Source organism: Nocardioides nitrophenolicus, from assembly GCF_016907515.1.
GTDB lineage: Bacteria > Actinomycetota > Actinomycetes > Propionibacteriales > Nocardioidaceae > Nocardioides > Nocardioides nitrophenolicus.
The window spans coordinates 424,039-440,502 of sequence record NZ_JAFBBY010000001.1 but is presented as its reverse complement, the minus strand read 5'-3'; the positions used below and the strand labels follow the sequence as shown (position 1 = coordinate 440,502).

At 72.5% G+C, this 16,464-nt stretch carries 14 protein-coding genes; 12 read left to right on the top strand and 2 right to left on the bottom strand.

Translation table 11 applies throughout. The features are described 5' to 3' along the window. From dxr to JOD66_RS02090, 4 genes are read left to right on the top strand one after another with little or no spacing between them, the layout of a single operon-like run. Complete coding sequence (gene dxr / locus JOD66_RS02105) at positions 1 to 1,104, top strand: 1-deoxy-D-xylulose-5-phosphate reductoisomerase (protein WP_204835295.1); 1,104 nt, start codon at positions 1 to 3, stop codon at positions 1,102 to 1,104. Beyond that, positions 1,101 to 2,456, top strand: coding sequence for a M50 family metallopeptidase (locus JOD66_RS02100; protein ID WP_204835294.1), 1,356 nt, complete (start codon positions 1,101 to 1,103; stop codon positions 2,454 to 2,456). The genes dxr and JOD66_RS02100 overlap by 4 nt, the downstream gene beginning before the upstream one ends. Positions 2,457 to 2,487: 31 nt before the next feature. Next, on the top strand, positions 2,488 to 3,639 hold the full coding sequence (gene ispG / locus JOD66_RS02095) for a flavodoxin-dependent (E)-4-hydroxy-3-methylbut-2-enyl-diphosphate synthase (protein WP_204835293.1): 1,152 nt from the start codon (positions 2,488 to 2,490) through the stop codon (positions 3,637 to 3,639). Between the two features lie 55 nt (positions 3,640 to 3,694). Next, positions 3,695 to 4,540 (top strand): GNAT family N-acetyltransferase, encoded by an 846-nt coding sequence (locus tag JOD66_RS02090; RefSeq protein ID WP_204835292.1) that lies wholly within the window; start codon positions 3,695 to 3,697, stop codon positions 4,538 to 4,540. Here JOD66_RS02090 and JOD66_RS02085 read toward each other — a convergent pair. Beyond that, complete coding sequence (locus JOD66_RS02085; protein ID WP_204835291.1) at positions 4,530 to 5,156, bottom strand: TetR/AcrR family transcriptional regulator; 627 nt, start codon at positions 5,154 to 5,156, stop codon at positions 4,530 to 4,532. The genes JOD66_RS02090 and JOD66_RS02085 overlap by 11 nt on opposite strands. A gap of 139 nt (positions 5,157 to 5,295) precedes the next feature. On the opposite strand from JOD66_RS02085, the gene JOD66_RS02080 reads away from it, so the two are divergent. From JOD66_RS02080 to JOD66_RS02065, 4 genes are all read left to right on the top strand, one after another. Then, positions 5,296 to 7,044, top strand: a complete 1,749-nt coding sequence (locus JOD66_RS02080; RefSeq protein ID WP_204835290.1) for a hydroxysqualene dehydroxylase — start codon at positions 5,296 to 5,298, stop codon at positions 7,042 to 7,044. A gap of 184 nt (positions 7,045 to 7,228) precedes the next feature. Continuing rightward, complete coding sequence (locus JOD66_RS02075) at positions 7,229 to 7,597, top strand: DoxX family protein (protein ID WP_204835289.1); 369 nt, start codon at positions 7,229 to 7,231, stop codon at positions 7,595 to 7,597. 50 nt (positions 7,598 to 7,647) lie between these two features. Beyond that, positions 7,648 to 9,426, top strand: a complete 1,779-nt coding sequence (locus JOD66_RS02070) for a proline--tRNA ligase (protein ID WP_204835288.1) — start codon at positions 7,648 to 7,650, stop codon at positions 9,424 to 9,426. Between the two features lie 5 nt (positions 9,427 to 9,431). Next, complete coding sequence (locus tag JOD66_RS02065; RefSeq protein ID WP_204835287.1) at positions 9,432 to 10,142, top strand: HAD family hydrolase; 711 nt, start codon at positions 9,432 to 9,434, stop codon at positions 10,140 to 10,142. A 291-nt stretch (positions 10,143 to 10,433) separates the two neighbouring features. Here the strand turns inward: JOD66_RS02065 and JOD66_RS29335 are convergent, their stop codons facing one another. Next, on the bottom strand, positions 10,434 to 11,396 hold the full coding sequence (locus JOD66_RS29335; protein ID WP_204835286.1) for a ferritin-like domain-containing protein: 963 nt from the start codon (positions 11,394 to 11,396) through the stop codon (positions 10,434 to 10,436). 78 nt (positions 11,397 to 11,474) lie between these two features. On the opposite strand from JOD66_RS29335, the gene rimP reads away from it, so the two are divergent. From rimP to infB, 4 genes are all read left to right on the top strand, one after another. Further along, positions 11,475 to 12,011 carry a ribosome maturation factor RimP gene (gene rimP / locus JOD66_RS02055; protein WP_204835285.1) on the top strand — a complete coding sequence of 179 codons (537 nt, stop codon included), beginning with the start codon at positions 11,475 to 11,477 and terminating at the stop codon, positions 12,009 to 12,011. After that, positions 12,011 to 12,991: a transcription termination factor NusA gene (gene nusA / locus JOD66_RS02050; RefSeq protein ID WP_204835284.1), complete on the top strand. Its 981-nt coding sequence runs from the start codon at positions 12,011 to 12,013 to the stop codon at positions 12,989 to 12,991. Before rimP ends, nusA begins: the two co-directional genes overlap by 1 nt. Before the next feature lie 77 nt (positions 12,992 to 13,068). Continuing rightward, a complete protein-coding gene (locus tag JOD66_RS02045) occupies positions 13,069 to 13,437 on the top strand; it encodes a YlxR family protein (RefSeq protein ID WP_307823244.1) in 369 nt (122 codons plus the stop codon). A 94-nt stretch (positions 13,438 to 13,531) separates the two neighbouring features. Then, on the top strand, positions 13,532 to 16,411 hold the full coding sequence (infB, locus tag JOD66_RS02040; protein WP_204835283.1) for a translation initiation factor IF-2: 2,880 nt from the start codon (positions 13,532 to 13,534) through the stop codon (positions 16,409 to 16,411). The last annotated feature ends 53 nt before the right edge of the window (positions 16,412 to 16,464 follow it).

The window sequence follows — 16,464 nt, the reverse complement described above, 5'->3', positions numbered from 1 at the left end:
GTGAAGGACGTCGTCATCCTCGGCTCGACCGGCTCGATCGGCACCCAGGCGCTCGACCTGGTCCGCGCCAACCCGGACCGGTTCCGGGTGGTGGGCCTCACGGCCGGGGGCGGCAACCGAGACCTGTTCGACCGGCAGGTGGCCGAGTTCGCCCCGCGCTTCCACGGGCTCGGCGAGCAGGCCAGCGTCGAGGCCGCCCAGCAGGAGTGCGATGTCGTCCTCAACGGCATCACCGGCGCCGTCGGCCTGCTGCCGACCCTGGCCGCCCTGGAGGCCGGCAGCACGCTCGCGCTCGCCAACAAGGAGTCGCTCGTCATGGGCGGTCCGCTCGTGCTCGACAAGGCGAAGCCGGGCCAGATCGTGCCGGTCGACTCCGAGCACAGCGCGCTCGCCCAGTGCCTGCGCGGCGGCACCCCCGACGAGGTACGCCGCCTGGTGCTGACCGCCAGCGGCGGCCCGTTCCGCGGCCGGAGCCGCGCCGAGCTCGCCGACGTCACCCCGGAGCAGGCCGGCAACCACCCGACCTGGGACATGGGCCCGGTGATCACCATCAACTCCGCGACCCTGGTCAACAAGGGCCTCGAGGTGATCGAGGCCCACCTGCTCTTCGGCATCCCCTACGACCGGATCGAGGTCGTGGTCCACCCCACCAGCGTGGTGCACTCGATGGTCGAGTTCGTCGACGGCTCGACGCTGGTCCAGGCCAGCCCGCCGACCATGCTGATCCCGATCGCGCTAGGGCTCTCGTGGCCCGACCGGGTGCCCGATGCGGCCCCCGCCGTGGACTGGACCCGGCCCGAGACCTGGGAGTTCCTGCCGCTCGACGACGAGGCGTTCCCCGCGGTGGCGCTGGCCCGGGCGGCGGGGGAGCGCGGCGCGACCGCGCCGGCCGTCTACAACGCGGCCAACGAGGTCGCGGTCGACGCCTTCCGCGCCGGCCGGCTGGGCTTCACCGGGATCGTCGACCTGGTTGCCGACGTGCTAGCCGCCCACGACGTACCCTCGGAGGGGCAGCTCTCCCTCGACGACGTCCTCGCGGCCGACGCGTGGGCGCGGGAGGCGGCCAGCCAGCTCATCGACCCGAGGACCGCACCCCGCCCATGACCGCACTGCTCTACCTGCTCGGCGTCCTCGTCTTCGTCGTCGCGATCCTCGCCTCGATCGGACTGCACGAGCTCGGCCACATGATCCCGGCCAAGGCCTTCGGCGGGAAGGTCACCCAGTACTTCATCGGCTTCGGGCCCACGGTGTGGAGCCGGCAGGTCGGCGAGACCGAGTACGGCGTCAAGGCGATCCCGCTCGGCGGCTACGTCAAGATCGTCGGCATGCTCCCGCCCGGCGCGGTCGAGCTCGCCGACCAGGTCGAGGTGGATGCCGACGGCAACCACGTGGTCCGGGTCCGCAAGTCCAACACCGGCATGTTCACCCAGCTCATCTCGGACGCGCGGGCGGCCGAGTGGGAGACGATCCGGCCCGAGGACGCCGACCGGCTCTTCTACAAGTTCCCGTGGTGGAAGAAGGTCATCGTGATGGGCGGCGGCCCCACGGTGAACCTCGTCATCGCCTTCCTGATCTTCGCCGGGGTCTTCGCGACGTACGGCAACCCCGGCGACCGGACCGTCGAGACCACCATCGCCGAGGTCAACGCCTGCGTCATCCCCGGCTACCAGAAGGACCGGGTCTGCACCCCGGAGGAGGTCGCCACGCGACCGACCCCGGCGTACGCCGCGGGGATCGAGGCCGGCGACCGGATCGTGTCGTTCAACGGCACCCCCGTGACGAGCTGGACCCAGGTGCAGAGCCTGGTCAAGGCCAACGGCACCGCCGAGGCCGACGTGGTCGTCGAGCGCGACGGCAAGCAGCTGACCTTCACCACCGAGACCGCGGTGCGCCCGCCCGACAAGAAGGGGCAGAAGACCGACGACAAGGTCGGCTTCCTCGGCGTCGTGCCCCGCTCGCACCCCACCACCGGCGGCGTGATCTACACCGTCGACCAGATGGGCACGATGACCGTCGAGGTGGTCAAGTCCCTCGCCACCCTGCCCGCCAAGGTGTGGGGCGTCGCCGAGGCGATCGTCGGGGTCCAGGAGCGCGACCCGATGGGCCCGGTCAGCATCGTCGGCGGTGGTCGCCTGGCCGGCGAGACCGCCTCCCACGACGAGATCCCGGTCCAGGCCAAGCTGATCTCGCTGCTGATGCTGGTCGCCGGATTCAACTTCTTCATCGGCATGTTCAACTTCGTGCCGCTGCTGCCGCTCGACGGCGGTCACATCGCCGGCGCCCTGTGGGAGGCCGTGCGCCGGGGCTGGGCCCGGCTGCGGCGCCGGCCCGACCCGGGCTACGTCGACGTGGCCAAGCTGCTGCCGGTCGCCTATGTCGTCGGCCTGGCCATCTTGGTGATGGGCGTCGTGCTCATCGTCGGTGACCTCGTCGTACCGGTTCACCTCGAATCCTGATCCACCCCCTCCGGAAAGTAGTCTTGACGCCATGACGTCGATCAGTCTGGGCATGCCCGAGGCGCCCCCGCCGGTGCTGGCCCCCCGCCGCCGGACCCGCCAGATCCGGGTCGGCAAGGTCGGGGTCGGCAGCGACCACCCGATCTCGGTGCAGTCGATGACCACGACCCTCACCTCCGACGTCAACAGCACGCTCCAGCAGATCGCCGAGCTCACCGCCGCCGGCTGCGACATCGTCCGGGTCGCGTGCCCCAGCCAGGACGACGCCGACGCGCTGCCCGAGATCGCCCAGCACAGCCAGATCCCGGTGATCGCCGACATCCACTTCCAGCCGAAGTACGTCTTCGCCGCGATCGAGGCGGGCTGCGCCGCCGTCCGGGTCAACCCGGGCAACATCAAGAAGTTCGACGACCAGGTCAAGGAGATCGCCAAGGCGGCCCAGGACCACGGCACCTCGATCCGGATCGGCGTCAACGCGGGCTCGCTCGACAAGCGGCTGCTCGAGAAGTACGGCAAGGCCACGCCCGAGGCGCTCGTCGAGTCGGCCGTGTGGGAGGCGAGCCTTTTCGAGGAGCACGGCTTCCGCGACTTCAAGATCTCGGTCAAGCACAACGACCCGGTCGTGATGGTGCGCGCCTACGAGCTGCTCGCCGAGCAGGGTGACTGGCCGCTCCACCTCGGGGTCACCGAGGCGGGCCCGGCGTTCCAGGGCACCATCAAGTCGGCCACCGCCTTCGGCGCCCTCCTCTCGCGCGGCATCGGCGACACCATCCGGGTCTCGCTCTCGGCGCCGCCGGTCGAGGAGGTCAAGGTCGGCATCCAGATCCTCCAGTCGCTCAACCTGCGCCCGCGCAAGCTCGAGATCGTCTCCTGCCCCTCGTGCGGTCGCGCCCAGGTCGACGTCTACACCCTCGCCGAGCGGGTCACCGCCGGCCTCGACGGGCTCGAGGTCCCGCTGCGGGTGGCCGTCATGGGCTGCGTCGTCAACGGCCCCGGCGAGGCGCGCGAGGCAGACCTCGGCGTCGCCTCCGGCAACGGCAAGGGCCAGATCTTCGTCAAGGGCGAGGTGATCAAGACCGTACCCGAGGCCGAGATCGTCGAGACGCTGATCGAGGAGGCGATGAAGATCGCCGAGTCGATGGAGCCGGTCGAGGGCGCCGAGGCCACCGTCTCGGTCGGTTGAGGACCGCCGGGCCCGATCGCCACTGGTGGTCGAGCCGGACCACTAGGGTGGTCGCGTGTTGACCACCCGGCACGGCGTGCGCGTCCTCGCGCAGGCCGACCTTCCCGCCTTCGTGGCGCTCGCGGGCCTCGACCCGGTCGTCAACGTGTTCGCGATCCATCGCGCCCACACCACCAACCTCGAGCCACGCTGGCTCGGCGGTGAGATGTGGGGCCGGTTCGAGGGCGGTCACCTGGTGGCCGCGTGCCATGTCGCCGCGAACCTGGTGCCGGTGCAGGCCACGCCGGAGGACGCCGAGGTGTTCGCCGGGCGCGCCCTGGCCCGCCGTCGTACCGCCTCGACGATCGTGGGTCCCCAGGACGCCGTCCGCGCGTTCTGGGGCCTGGTCGCTCCGGAGTGGGGGCAGCCGCGCGACATGCGCTGGGACCAGCGACACCTGGTGATCGACACCGAGCCGCTCGTCGCGCCCGACCACGGCGTGCGCCACGGCACGCCCGCCGACATCCCGACGCTCTACCCGGCCTGCGTGGCGATGTACACCGAGGAGGTCGGCGTCTCGCCCGAGGTCGGCGGGGGCGGTGACCTCTACCGCGCCCGGGTGGCGCAGCTGGTCAGCCGCGCCTGGTCCTTCGTCCGCTACGACGGCGACGAGCTCGTCTTCAAGGCCGAGGTGGCCTGCGCGACCCCCGACGCGGCCCAGATCCAGGGGGTCTGGGTGCCGCCCCATCGCCGGGGCGAGGGGCTGGCGACCGCCGGCATGGCCGCCGTCGTGCGGCACGTGCGGGCCCGGATCGCGCCCACGGTGTCGCTCTACGTCAACGACTGGAACCGGCCCGCGCGGCGGGCCTACGAGCGGGTCGGGTTCACCGAGACCGCGCGCTTCGCGACCGTCATGTTCTGACCTCGCCGAGGTGGGGGAGACCGCTCCACAGCAGGCGGGCGGCGACCTCGGTCACCTCGTCGAGGGTGGCGGCCGGGTGCTCCTGCCACCAGCGGGCCACGCCGTCGACGCCGGTGATGAGCAGCTCGACCACCACCTCGGCCGCCGTCGAGCCGTGGGGGAGCCCGGCGCGCGTGAGGTCGGGGCCGAGCATGGTGGCGACGGCCTGGGCGCGGGCGGTGCGGAAGGTGCGCAGCGCTCGGTCCAGCTCGGGGTCGCCGGTCGGGATCGGGTCGACCAGGATCCTGCGGGCGGCCGGGCGCTGCCGCGCGAAGGAGAGGTACGCCGCCACGGTGGCCCGCATCCGGTCCCGGCCGGCGCCCGCGCCGGTGATCCCGGCGCCGACCTCGGCCAGCATCGCGGCGTTCTGGGTGTCGAGGACGTGGAGGTAGAGCTCGCGCTTGGAGCGGAAGTGGTCGTAGAGCACGGTGCGGCTGACGCCGGCGGCGCCCGCGATCTCGCCGACCGACGCGGCGTCGTACCCGCGCGCGGCGAAGACCTCGACCGCCGCGCCCTCGATCCGCTCCCGGCGTGCGGACGCCGTGAGCCGCCGGCGGACCGCCTCGGTGCTGCTCACGCGCTCTCCTCGTCGTCGCCACCGACATCAGTGTCGGTGGAGCAGGGCCGGGCCTTGACCTGGTGTGGCCTGGGTCACGATACTCGCAGCCAACGGATACCGACACTGGTGTCGGTTGGAGATCATGGGGTGATCGCCGATGGCGCAGCTGGACCGTCGTACCTTGCTCACGTCCGCGGGCGCCGTCGGCGCCGGCGCGGCCCTCGCCGGTGCCGGTCTCGCGCCGGCCTTCGCCGCCACGCCCGGCCGGCGGGTCGCGGTGCTCGGAGGTGGCATGGCCGGCCTGACCGCCGCCCACGAGCTGGTCGAGCGCGGCTTCGAGGTGACCGTCTTCGAGCCCTCCGCCTGGGGCGGCAAGGCCCGCAGCATCCCGGTCGCCGGCACCGGCGCGGGCGGCCGGGCGGACCTGCCCGGCGAGCACGGCTTCCGGTTCTTCCCGGGCTTCTACCACCACGTGCCGGAGACCATGCGCCGCATCCCGTTCGGCAACGGCACCGTCGGCGACAACCTGGTGGCGGCCAGCGGCGGCAAGTTCCTGCGCGGCGGCGACCACGCCGACGCCTTCGTGTTCGGCATCGGGCCCGACCCGCAGCAGCTGCTGACCGTCGACGGGCTGCGCCGGTTCCTGCGCGACACCCTCGGCGGACACGCCGTGCCGCCGCACGAGCTCACCTACTTCGTGGAGCGGCTGCTCGTCTTCCTCACCAGCTGCGACGAGCGCCGCCTCGGGCAGTGGGAGAAGGTGAGCTGGTGGGACTTCGTCGGCGCGGCGAAGCGGTCCACGCCGTACCAGCGGATCCTCGCCGCCGGCCTGACCCGCAACCTGGTCGCGGCCAAGGAGACCATCGCCAGCACCCGCACCATCGGCACCATGGGCGAGGCCTTCGTCTACAACATGATGGGCCGCGGCAACGACGGCGCCCTCGACCGGGTGCTCGACCTGCCGACCAACGAGGCGTGGATCGACCCCTGGCTGACCTACCTCCGGGGGCGCGGCGTCCGCTTCGTCGCCGGTCAGGGACTGGTGCGCTACGAGACCGCGGGCGGCCGGGTCACCGCCGCCGTGCTGGCCGACGCCGCCGGTACGACCAGCCGGGTCGAGGCGGACTGGTTCGTCAGCGCGATGCCGGTCGAGCGGGTGCTGCCGACGCTGACGCCCGACGTCCTTGCGCTCGACCCCGCGCTGCGCCGGCTCTCGGCGCTGAAGACCGACTGGATGGTCGGCATCCAGTTCTTCCTGCGCGCGCCGGTTCCCGTCACCAAGGGGCACATCACCTTCATCGACTCGCCGTGGGCGCTCACCGCGCTCACCCAGGGGCAGTTCTGGGCGGACCGCGTGATCAGCCGCGACTACGGCACCGGCGAGGTCGTCGACATCCTCTCCGTCGACATCTCCAACTGGGACGCGCCCGGCATCCGCTACGGCAAGCCGGCCAAGGAGTGCACCCGCCAGCAGATCGCCGACGAGGTGCTCGCCCAGATCCGCGACCACCACACGGTCGGGGACCTGCTGCCGGACGACATCATCCACTCCTGGTTCCTCGACCCCGGCGTGCAGTGGGACGCCGCCGCGGGCCGCAACACCAACGAGACCCCGCTGCTCGTCAACACCGTCGACTCCTGGTCCAGCCGGCCGACCGCCCGCACCCGGATCCCCAACCTGCTGCTCAGCGGCGACTTCGTGCGCACCGACATCGACCTGGCCACCATGGAGGGCGCCAACGAGTCGGCCCGGCACGCCGTCAACGCGCTCCTCGACGAGGCCGGCTCGAGCGCCGCCCGGGCGAAGACCTTCACGCTCTACGACCCGCCGGAGTTCAAGGCGCTCAAGGCGACCGACAAGCTGCTCTACAAGCTGGGCCTGCGCAACGCCCTCGACCTGGGCTGAGCCGGGAGCCACCGATCTCCCGCTGCTGCGCGCCACCAGCTGGGCACGTTGGCTGCGTTGCCGACGCTCGACAGCCAACCAGGCTGCCATCGCGCCGGACGCCTTGCCACCGCACCCATCTGGTGACGCTCGCCACGCGGCAGATCGGTGGATCCAGGCTGAGCCGGGCTGAGAGGGTGGGCCCATGCCCGTCCCCCTCACCGCTCGTGCGGTCACCGGCGCGTTCCTGGTCAGTGGCGTCGTCCACCTCGTCAAGCCCGAGGTGTTCGAGCCGCTCGTCCCCGAGCAGCTCCCCGGCGGCCCGCGGCCGTGGGTGACCTGGAGCGGCGTCGCCGAGCTGGCCTGCGCCGGGGGCATGCTGCACCCGCGCACCCGCCGGGTGGCGGCGTACGCGAGCGCGGCGCTGCTCGTCGGCGTGCTGCCGGGCAACCTGAAGATGGCACTGGACGCCCAGCGCGGTGACAACGCCGCGCTGAAGGCCGGCACCCTGGCCCGGATCCCGCTGCAGGTCCCGATGATCCGCGGGATGCTGAAGGCCGCTCGCTCCGCCTGACCCTCTTACTGGTTCGCGGCGCCGGTGGGCCCGGCCGTAGGCTTCGGCCCGTGCTGATGCGGATGTCGACCCTGTTCGTGCGGACCCTGCGGGAGGACCCCTCCGACGCCGAGGTCCCGAGCCACCGGCTGCTCCTGCGGGCCGGCTACATCCGCCGTGCCGCGCCGGGCATCTACACCTGGCTGCCGCTCGGACTGGCGGTGCTGCGCAAGATCGAGGGCATCATCCGCGACGAGATGAATGCGATCGGCGCGCAGGAGGTGTCCTTCCCGGCGCTGCTGCCCCGCGAGCCCTACGAGGCCACCAACCGCTGGACCGAGTACGGCGAGGGCATCTTCCGCCTCAAGGACCGCAAGGAGGCCGACTACCTGCTCGGCCCCACCCACGAGGAGATGTTCACGCTCCTGGTCAAGGACATGTACAGCTCCTACAAGGACCTGCCGCTGAGCCTCTACCAGATCCAGACCAAGTACCGCGACGAGGCGCGGCCGCGTGCGGGCCTGCTCCGCGGTCGCGAGTTCACCATGAAGGACTCCTACTCCTTCGACGTCAGCGACGCCGGCCTCGACGCGTCGTACCAGCTGCACCGCGACGCCTACGTCCGGATCTTCGACCGGCTCGGCTTCGACTACGCCATCGTCAAGGCCACGGCCGGCGCGATGGGGGGCTCGAAGTCCGAGGAGTTCCTCGCCAAGGCCGAGGTCGGCGAGGACACCTACGTGCGCTGCTCCAACTGCGACTACGCCGCCAACGTCGAGGCCGTCCAGGTCCGCCCGCCCGCGCCCACGTCGTACGACGGGCTGCCGGCCGCGCACGCGGAGCCGACCCCCGACACCCCGACCATCGACACCCTGGTCGACCACCTCAACGCGGCCTTCCCCCGCGAGGACCGTCCCTGGGCCGCGAGCGACACGCTCAAGAACGTGCTCGTCGTCCTCAAGCACCCCGACGGCACCCGCGAGCCCCTCGCCATCGGGCTGCCGGGCGACCGCGAGGTCGACCAGAAGCGGCTCGAGGGCCAGCTCGAGCCGATCGAGGTCGAGGCGATGGACGAGACCGAGTTCGCCAAGCACCCGGCGCTGGTCAAGGGCTACATCGGGCCGGGCGTGCTGGGGGAGGAGCGGGCCAGCGGGATCCGCTATCTGGTCGACCCCCGGGTCGCCGACGGCACCAGCTGGGTCACCGGCGCCGACGTCGCCGGCTCCCACGTCATCGACCTGGTCGCCGGCCGCGACTTCACCGCCGACGGCACCATCGAGGCCGCCGAGGTCCGCGACGGCGACGCCTGCCCCAACTGCGCCGACGGCGTCCTCGAGTCGGCCCGCGGCATCGAGATGGGCCACGTGTTCCAGCTCGGCCGCAAGTACGCCGAGGCGCTCGACCTCAAGGTGCTCGACGAGAACGGCAAGCTGGTGACCGTCACCATGGGCTCCTACGGCATCGGCGTCACCCGTGCCGTGGCCGCGATCGCCGAGGACACCCTCGACGAGATCGGCCTGTGCTGGCCGCGCCATGTCGCGCCCGCCGACGTCCACGTCGTCGCCGCCGGCAAGGACGAGGCCGTCTTCGCCGCGGCCGAGGAGCTCGTCGCCGGGCTCACCGGCGCCGGCCTCGACGTCATCTACGACGACCGCGCGGGCAAGATCAGCCCCGGCGTGAAGTTCAAGGACGCCGAGCTGATCGGCGTGCCCACCATCGTCACGGTGGGCCGCGGCGTGGCCGACCCCGACAACCGGGTGATCGAGATCAAGGACCGGCGCACGGGCGAGCGGCAGGAGGTCGCTCTCACCGACGCGGTCGCCGCGCTCGCCGCGGTCGTTCGGGACTGAGCCCGATGGCGGTCGACGCGGTCATCTTCGACTGGGGCGGCACGCTCACCGCCTGGCACGACATCGACTTCCACGCCGAGTCGCTCGCGCTCGCCCAGGCGGTGCGGACCACGCCGGACGTCTCCGACGACCACCACGCGCACGCCGCGCGGCTGCACGAGGCGGGCAGCGTGGTCTGGGGGCGCAGCCGCGACCACCAGCAGAGCGCGACGATCGGCGACCTGTTCGACGCCGCCGGCCTCGACCACGACCCGGACCTGCTCGACGCCTACTACGCGTTCTGGGAGCCGCACACCCTCACCGACCCCGAGGTCGGCCCGCTGTGGCGGTGGCTGCGCGCCGAGGGGGTCAGGGTCGGCGTACTGTCCAACACGATCTGGCCGCGGGCCTGGCACCGCGGCTTCTTCGAGCGCGACGGCGTCCTCGACCTGCTCGACGGCGACGTCTACACCAGCGAGATCCCGTGGACGAAGCCCTCGCCCGAGGCGTTCCGCGCCGCCATGGCCGCCGTCGGCGTCACCGACCCCACCGCCTGCGTCTACGTCGGCGACCGGCTCTTCGACGACGTCTGGGGCGCGCAGAACGCCGGGATGCGCGCGGTCCACATCCCGCACAGCACCATTCCGGCCGACCAGATCGGTCACACCGAGGGCGAGCCGGACGCCGTCGCCCACCGGCTGGCGGACCTCCCGGACCTGCTCGCGCCCTGGCGCTGACCTGCGGCGATGTCCTTCTGGACCGCCTCAGGTGAGGTTCCCTCATCTGCAGTTTTGTGCAGTGCACATTTATGAGGATCGCTATCGCGGGCCCTCGGCCGCGTTCTGTTGCATGATTGTGCACGGCGATCGGTGAGCCCCACCTCTCCCAGTCGCCGATGACCGTTGTCCCCGGTCACCAGCGGTTCGCGACCCCGGCTTCGGGGGACGTCTCGGGAGTTCCCCGGATGTCGAGGTCGCGAGCCGCTGGCGTTTTTGCCGGGCCCGCCCGCTCCGCGGCGTGGTGAACGCTCAGAGTCCCGGCAGCCGGTCCGGCCTGCCGCCGAAGCCCACGATCCGCAGCGCCGCGTCGACCAGGGCGTCGACGGCCCAGGCGCGGGCATCGCCCGTGGTGCTCGCGACCAGGTAGGCGTAGGTCGCGGTGGCCGACTCCTCCAGGGCGCGGGCCCGGTCGGTGACGGCGACGGGGGAGCCCAGGTCGGCGGGCAGGCCGTAGCCCGGCTCCGCCGCGACCGGGTCGGCGCCGGCGGCCTCGAGGCGGGCCATCAGGTCGTCGCGACGCGTGCGGTGGGTGGTGTACGCCGAGGTGACGGCGGCGTAGAGGGCGGGGGAGCCGGACGCGGAGGTCTGCCCGCCGAGGACGCCGTAGACGAAGACGGCGGCGTGCTCGGCCGCGAGCGTGGTCTGCAGCGCCTCGACGGCGGGCGGCGGGTCGCCGGCGACCGCGGGCAGGGGGGCGATGGGCAGTGCGCCGCGGCCGACGACGGCCTGGCTGAGCGCGGCGGCCATCGAGGCGAGCACCTGGGCCAGGCCGCCGCTGCCGGCCTGGTGGGCGGCCTCGACGAGGCGGTCGCGCAGGCCGGTCTCGGCGGTGACGAGGGCGGCCCGGGCCGCGGCCCGGTCGGCGGCGACGGCCGGAGCCGCCGGCGCGGGGCCGGAGCCGCCGCCGAGCTCGGCGGCGTGCGCGTCGTGGGTGCGGGCCAGCCGGGTCGCGACCCTCAGGCCGGGGAAGGCCGCGGCGGTGGCCGTGGCGAGGGCGCCGGTCGTCGCGACCGCTGAGCGCACGCCCTCGACGAGGGCGCTGTCGGCGTCGGCCGGGGGAGCGGTGGGGGTCACCGCGCCCGACACGCCCGGGTCGTCGCCGGACCCGAGGACGTCGTCGATCGGGTCGCACGCACCGAGCACCAGCGTGGCTGCGCCCATCCCGCCGACGACGAGCAGCCGTCGGGAGACGGGGCGGGGCGGCACGGGCACCCGGCGACCCTATCGGGCCGCGCCGGGCCGGGTATCGTGTGCCACGCACAGCCACAACAGGACACGGGGAGACTCACCATGGGTACTCATTCCGCTCAGGGAGCGACCACCGAGCGGATCGAGCACGTCCTCGTCGCTCCGCTCGCCGAGCTGGGCCTCGACCTCGAGGCGGTGGAGCTCACCCCGGCCGGGAAGCGCCGGGTGCTGCGCATCGCCGTCGACACCGACGGCGGGCTCACCCTCGACGACGTCGCGGCCGCCACCAAGGTGATCGACCGGGTCCTGGAGGACGACGGCCCCGACGGGGGCGCGAAGATCCTCGGCGAGCTGCCCTACACCCTGGAGGTCACCTCCCGCGGGGTGGACCGGCCGCTCACGCTGCCGCGCCACTGGCGCCGCAACCAGGGCCGACTGGTCAAGGTGTCGCTCGCCGACGACGAGTCGGTGACCGGCCGGATCGGCGGCTCCGACGAGGAGGGCGTCACCCTGGAGGTGGCCGGGACCCAGCGCCGGGTCGCCTACGACGACGTCCGCAAGGCGCTGGTGCAGATCGAGTTCAACCGCAAAGACCCGAAGAACGACGCGAACGACGAGAACGACAAGGACGCCGACTGATGGACATCGACCTCAGCATCCTGCGGACGCTGGAGCGCGAGAAGGAGATCAAGTTCGACGTCCTCGTCGAGGCGATCGAGCAGGCGCTGCTCACGGCTTACCACAAGACCGAGGGCTCGGTCTCCCAGGCGCGGGTCGAGCTCAACCGCAAGACCGGGCATGTCACGGTGCTGGCCGCGGAGCTCGACGCCGAGGGCAACAAGGTCGGCGAGTACGACGACACCCCCGACGGCTTCGGCCGGATCGCGGCGACCACGGCCAAGCAGATCATGCTGCAGCGGCTGCGCGACGCCGAGGACGAGATCAAGTTCGGCGAGTTCTCCGGCAAGGAGGGCGACATCATCTCCGGCGTCATCCAGCAGGGCCGCAACCCCGACGACGTCCTGGTCGACCTGGGCCGGATCGAGGCCCAGCTGCCCGCCAGCGAGCGGGTCCCGGGCGAGGACTACCGCCACGGCACCCGGATCAAGTGCCTGGTCGTCTCGGTGCGCAAGGGCATGCGCGGCCCGCAGGTCACCCTGTCCCGCTCGCACCCGAGCCTGGTCAAGAAGCTGTTCGCGCTCGAGGTCCCCGAGATCGCCGACGGCACCGTCGAGATCGCGGCGATCGCCCGCGAGGCCGGCCATCGCACCAAGATCGCGGTGAAGTCCACCGTCTCGGGCGTCAACGCCAAGGGCGCCTGCATCGGCCCGATGGGCCAGCGGGTGCGCAACGTGATGGCCGAGCTCGGCGGCGAGAAGATCGACATCGTCGACTGGTCCGACGACCCGGCCCGGCTGGTCGCCAACGCGCTCTCGCCGGCCCAGGTCCAGTCGGTGACGGTCGTCGACGCCGCCGCCCGCTCGGCGCGGGTCGTGGTCCCCGACTTCCAGCTGTCGCTCGCGATCGGCAAGGAGGGGCAGAACGCCCGCCTCGCCGCGCGGCTCACCGGCTGGCGGATCGACATCCACTCGGACGAGGAGGCCGGCGCGGCCGGCTGACGAGTCCGAGCGGATCTGGCCGTCGCGCGGCTCCCGGTTCGTGAACTCGACACCCCAACCGGTAGAGTTGGCTATCGGTGGCACACCGACCGAATTCCCCTGCTCGACCTGACGCCGTCCCGATCCCGGGGCCCGTCCGGACCTGCGTCGGATGCCGGGCGCGCGCCACCAAGAGCGAGTTGTTGCGGGTGACCGCCGGCTCGGGACCCGACGGCCAGCCGGCCGTCGTCCCGGATCCCGGAGGCACCGCGCCGGGCCGTGGAGCGCACCTGCACCCCACGACCGGTTGCTACGACCTCGCCGTACGGCGGAAGGCCTTCTCCCGTGCGCTCCGGATCGCTCCGGGCGCGGGTGGGCTGTCCAGCGTGCCGGTGGGGGAGTACGTCGCCCAGGCGACCGCAGCTCGGACCGATCCGACCGACAGAGACTGGAGCAACAGCTCATGAGCACTCGATGAGTACCTCGCGATGAGCCAGTTCGTTCTGCACCACCCACCAACGGTCTAGAGATCCACCCGGGTCTTGGGCCAGAAGGAGAACCGTGGCCAAGACCCGAGTTTCCGAACTCGCGAAGCAGTACGGCATCAAGAGCGCCGACGCGCTCAAGATGCTCAGTGACATCGGCGAGTTCGCCAAGACGGCGTCGTCGAGCATCGAGCTCCCCGCCGTGAAGAAGTTCGAGGCGACCTATGGAGCCGAGCTCCTCGCCAAGATGAAGCCCGCCGGCGACGCCGGTGAGGCCAAGCCGGCCCCGAAGGCGCCGGCCACGAAGGCTGCCGCCGCGCCCGAGGCGCCGGCCGCCGCCGCGCCCGCTCCCGCTGCCGAGGCCCCCGCGGCCGAGGCGCCGGCTGCTCCGGCCGCCAAGCCGGGCGGTCCCCGCCCGGGACCGCGACCCGGTCCGAAGGCTCCCGCCGCCCCCGAGGCGCCGGCGGTCGAGGACAAGCCCGCCGCCGCGGCTCCGGCAGCGCCCGAGGCCCCCGCGGCCCCGGCCGCTCCCGCAGCTCCGGCCGCTCCGGCCGCCAAGCCCGGTGCGCCGAAGCCCCCGACGCCCAAGGCGCCGGCCCCGGCTCCGCGTCCGGTCGGCAAGCCCGGTGGCACGCCGCGGCCCGGCAACAACCCGTTCGCGCCCAGCCAGGGCATGGGCCGTCGTCCCGCCCCGCCGCCGCGTGAGGGCGAGGCCGGTCCGGCCGGCCCGCGTCCGCCGGCCGGCGCCGGTGGCGGTGCCCGTCCCGGCATGCCGCGTCCCAACCCGGCGATGATGCCGAAGTCCGCCGGTGCCTTCGGGCAGGGTGGGCCCGGCGGTCGTGGCCCGGGTGGTCCCGGTCGCCCCGGTCCCGGTGGGCGTGGCCCGGGTGGTCCCGGCCGCGCCGGTGCTCCGGGGCGTCCCGGCGCCGGCGCCGGCGCCGGTGCTCCCGGCGGTCGCGGTCCCGGTGGCTTCGGCCCCGGTGGCGGCGGTCGTCCCGGTGGCGGCGGTCGTCCCGGTCAGCGTGGCCAGACCCAGGGTGCCTTCGGTCGCCCGGGTGGTCCCGCGCGGCGTGGCCGCAAGTCCAAGCGGGCGCGTCGCCAGGAGTTCGAGGCCATGGAGGCCCCGACGATCGGCGGCATGCGGGTCCGCAAGGGCAACGGCGAGACGGTCCGTCTCGCCCGGGGCTCCTCGCTGACCGACTTCGCCGACAAGATCGGCGTCGACGCCGCCTCGCTGGTGCAGATGCTCTTCCACCTCGGCGAGATGGTCACGGCCACCCAGTCGGTGGGCGACGAGACGCTGGAGCTGCTCGGCGACGAGCTCAACTACGTCGTCGAGGTCGTCTCCCCGGAGGACGAGGACCGCGAGCTGCTGGAGTCCTTCGACATCGAGTTCGGTGCCGACGAGGGCAGCGAGGACGACCTGGTCGTCCGCCCGCCGGTCGTCACGGTCATGGGTCACGTCGACCACGGAAAGACCAAGCTCCTCGACGCGCTGCGCAACGCCAACGTCGTCGAGGGCGAGGCCGGTGGCATCACCCAGCACATCGGTGCCTACCAGGTCCACACCGAGGTCGACGGCGACGACCGCCGGATCACCTTCATCGACACCCCGGGTCACGAGGCGTTCACCGCCATGCGTGCCCGTGGTGCGCAGGCGACCGACATCGCCGTCCTGGTGGTCGCGGCCGACGACGGCGTCATGCCGCAGACGGTCGAGGCGCTCAACCACGCCAAGGCGGCCAATGTGCCGATCGTGGTGGCGGTCAACAAGATCGACAAGGAGTCCGCGGACCCGACCAAGGTCCGGGGCCAGCTCTCCGAGTACGGCCTGATCCCCGAGGAGTACGGCGGCGACGCGATGTTCGTCGACGTCTCGGCCAAGGCCGGGCTCAACCTCGACAAGCTGCTCGAGGCGATCGTGCTCACCGCCGACGCGTCCCTGGACCTGCGGGCCAACCCGGTCCAGGACGCGCAGGGCCTCGTGGTCGAGGCGCACCTCGACCGCGGCCGCGGCCCGGTGGCCACGATCCTGGTCCAGCGCGGCACGCTGCGCGTCGGCGACTCGATCGTCGCCGGCCCGGCCCACGGTCGCGTCCGCGCCATGCTCGACGAGCACGGCAACGAGCTGACCGAGGCCGACCCGGCCCGGCCCGCGATGGTTCTCGGCCTCTCGTCCGTCCCGGGCGCCGGCCAGAACTTCATCGTGGTCGAGGACGACCGGATGGCGCGCCAGATCGCCGAGAAGCGCGAGGCCCGCGAGCGGGCGGCCATGCAGGCCAAGCGCCGCGTGCGTCGTACCCTCGAGGACTTCATGGCCTCCATGGAGAAGGGCGAGAGCCAGGAGCTCAACCTCATCCTCAAGGGCGACGTGTCCGGTTCGGTCGAGGCCCTCGAGGACGCTCTCGCCCAGATCGACGTGGGCGAGGAGGTCAGCCTGCGGGTCATCGACCGCGGTGTCGGTGCGATCACCGAGACCAACGTCGACCTCGCCGCCGCCTCCGACGCGATCATCATCGGCTTCAACGTCCGCCCGCAGGGCAAGGCGGGTCAGATGGCCGAGAAGGAAGGCGTCGAAATCCGCTACTACTCGGTCATCTACCAGGCGATCGAGGAGATCGAGGCGGCCCTCAAGGGCATGCTCAAGCCGGAGTACGAGGAGCACGCTCTCGGCCAGGCGGAGATCCGTGCGATCTTCCGCTCGTCCAAGATCGGCAACATCGCCGGCTGCATGGTCACCAGTGGTGTCATCCGCCGCAACGCCAAGGTCCGCGTCCTGCGCGACGGCGCCGTGGTGGCCGACAACCTCGACCTGGCCTCGCTCAAGCGGGAGAAGGACGATGCGGCCGAGGTCCGGGAGGGCTTCGAGTGCGGTCTCGTGCTCCGCAACTTCCAGGACATCAAGGAGGGCGACATCGTCGAGGCCTTCGAGATGCGGGAGATCCCGCGGAGCTGATCACGCCGACCCGTCACGAAGGTGCGCTTCCCCAGGCACCTTCGTGACGGGTC

Coding starts and splice junctions, on each gene's coding strand:
- JOD66_RS02100 (WP_204835294.1), top strand. CDS start 1,101: ATGACCGCACTGCTCTACCTGCTCGGCGTCCTCGTCTTCGTCGTCGCG.
- ispG (WP_204835293.1), top strand. CDS start 2,488: ATGACGTCGATCAGTCTGGGCATGCCCGAGGCGCCCCCGCCGGTGCTG.
- JOD66_RS02080 (WP_204835290.1), top strand. CDS start 5,296: ATGGCGCAGCTGGACCGTCGTACCTTGCTCACGTCCGCGGGCGCCGTC.
- JOD66_RS02075 (WP_204835289.1), top strand. CDS start 7,229: ATGCCCGTCCCCCTCACCGCTCGTGCGGTCACCGGCGCGTTCCTGGTC.
- JOD66_RS02065 (WP_204835287.1), top strand. CDS start 9,432: ATGGCGGTCGACGCGGTCATCTTCGACTGGGGCGGCACGCTCACCGCC.
- rimP (WP_204835285.1), top strand. CDS start 11,475: ATGGGTACTCATTCCGCTCAGGGAGCGACCACCGAGCGGATCGAGCAC.
- nusA (WP_204835284.1), top strand. CDS start 12,011: ATGGACATCGACCTCAGCATCCTGCGGACGCTGGAGCGCGAGAAGGAG.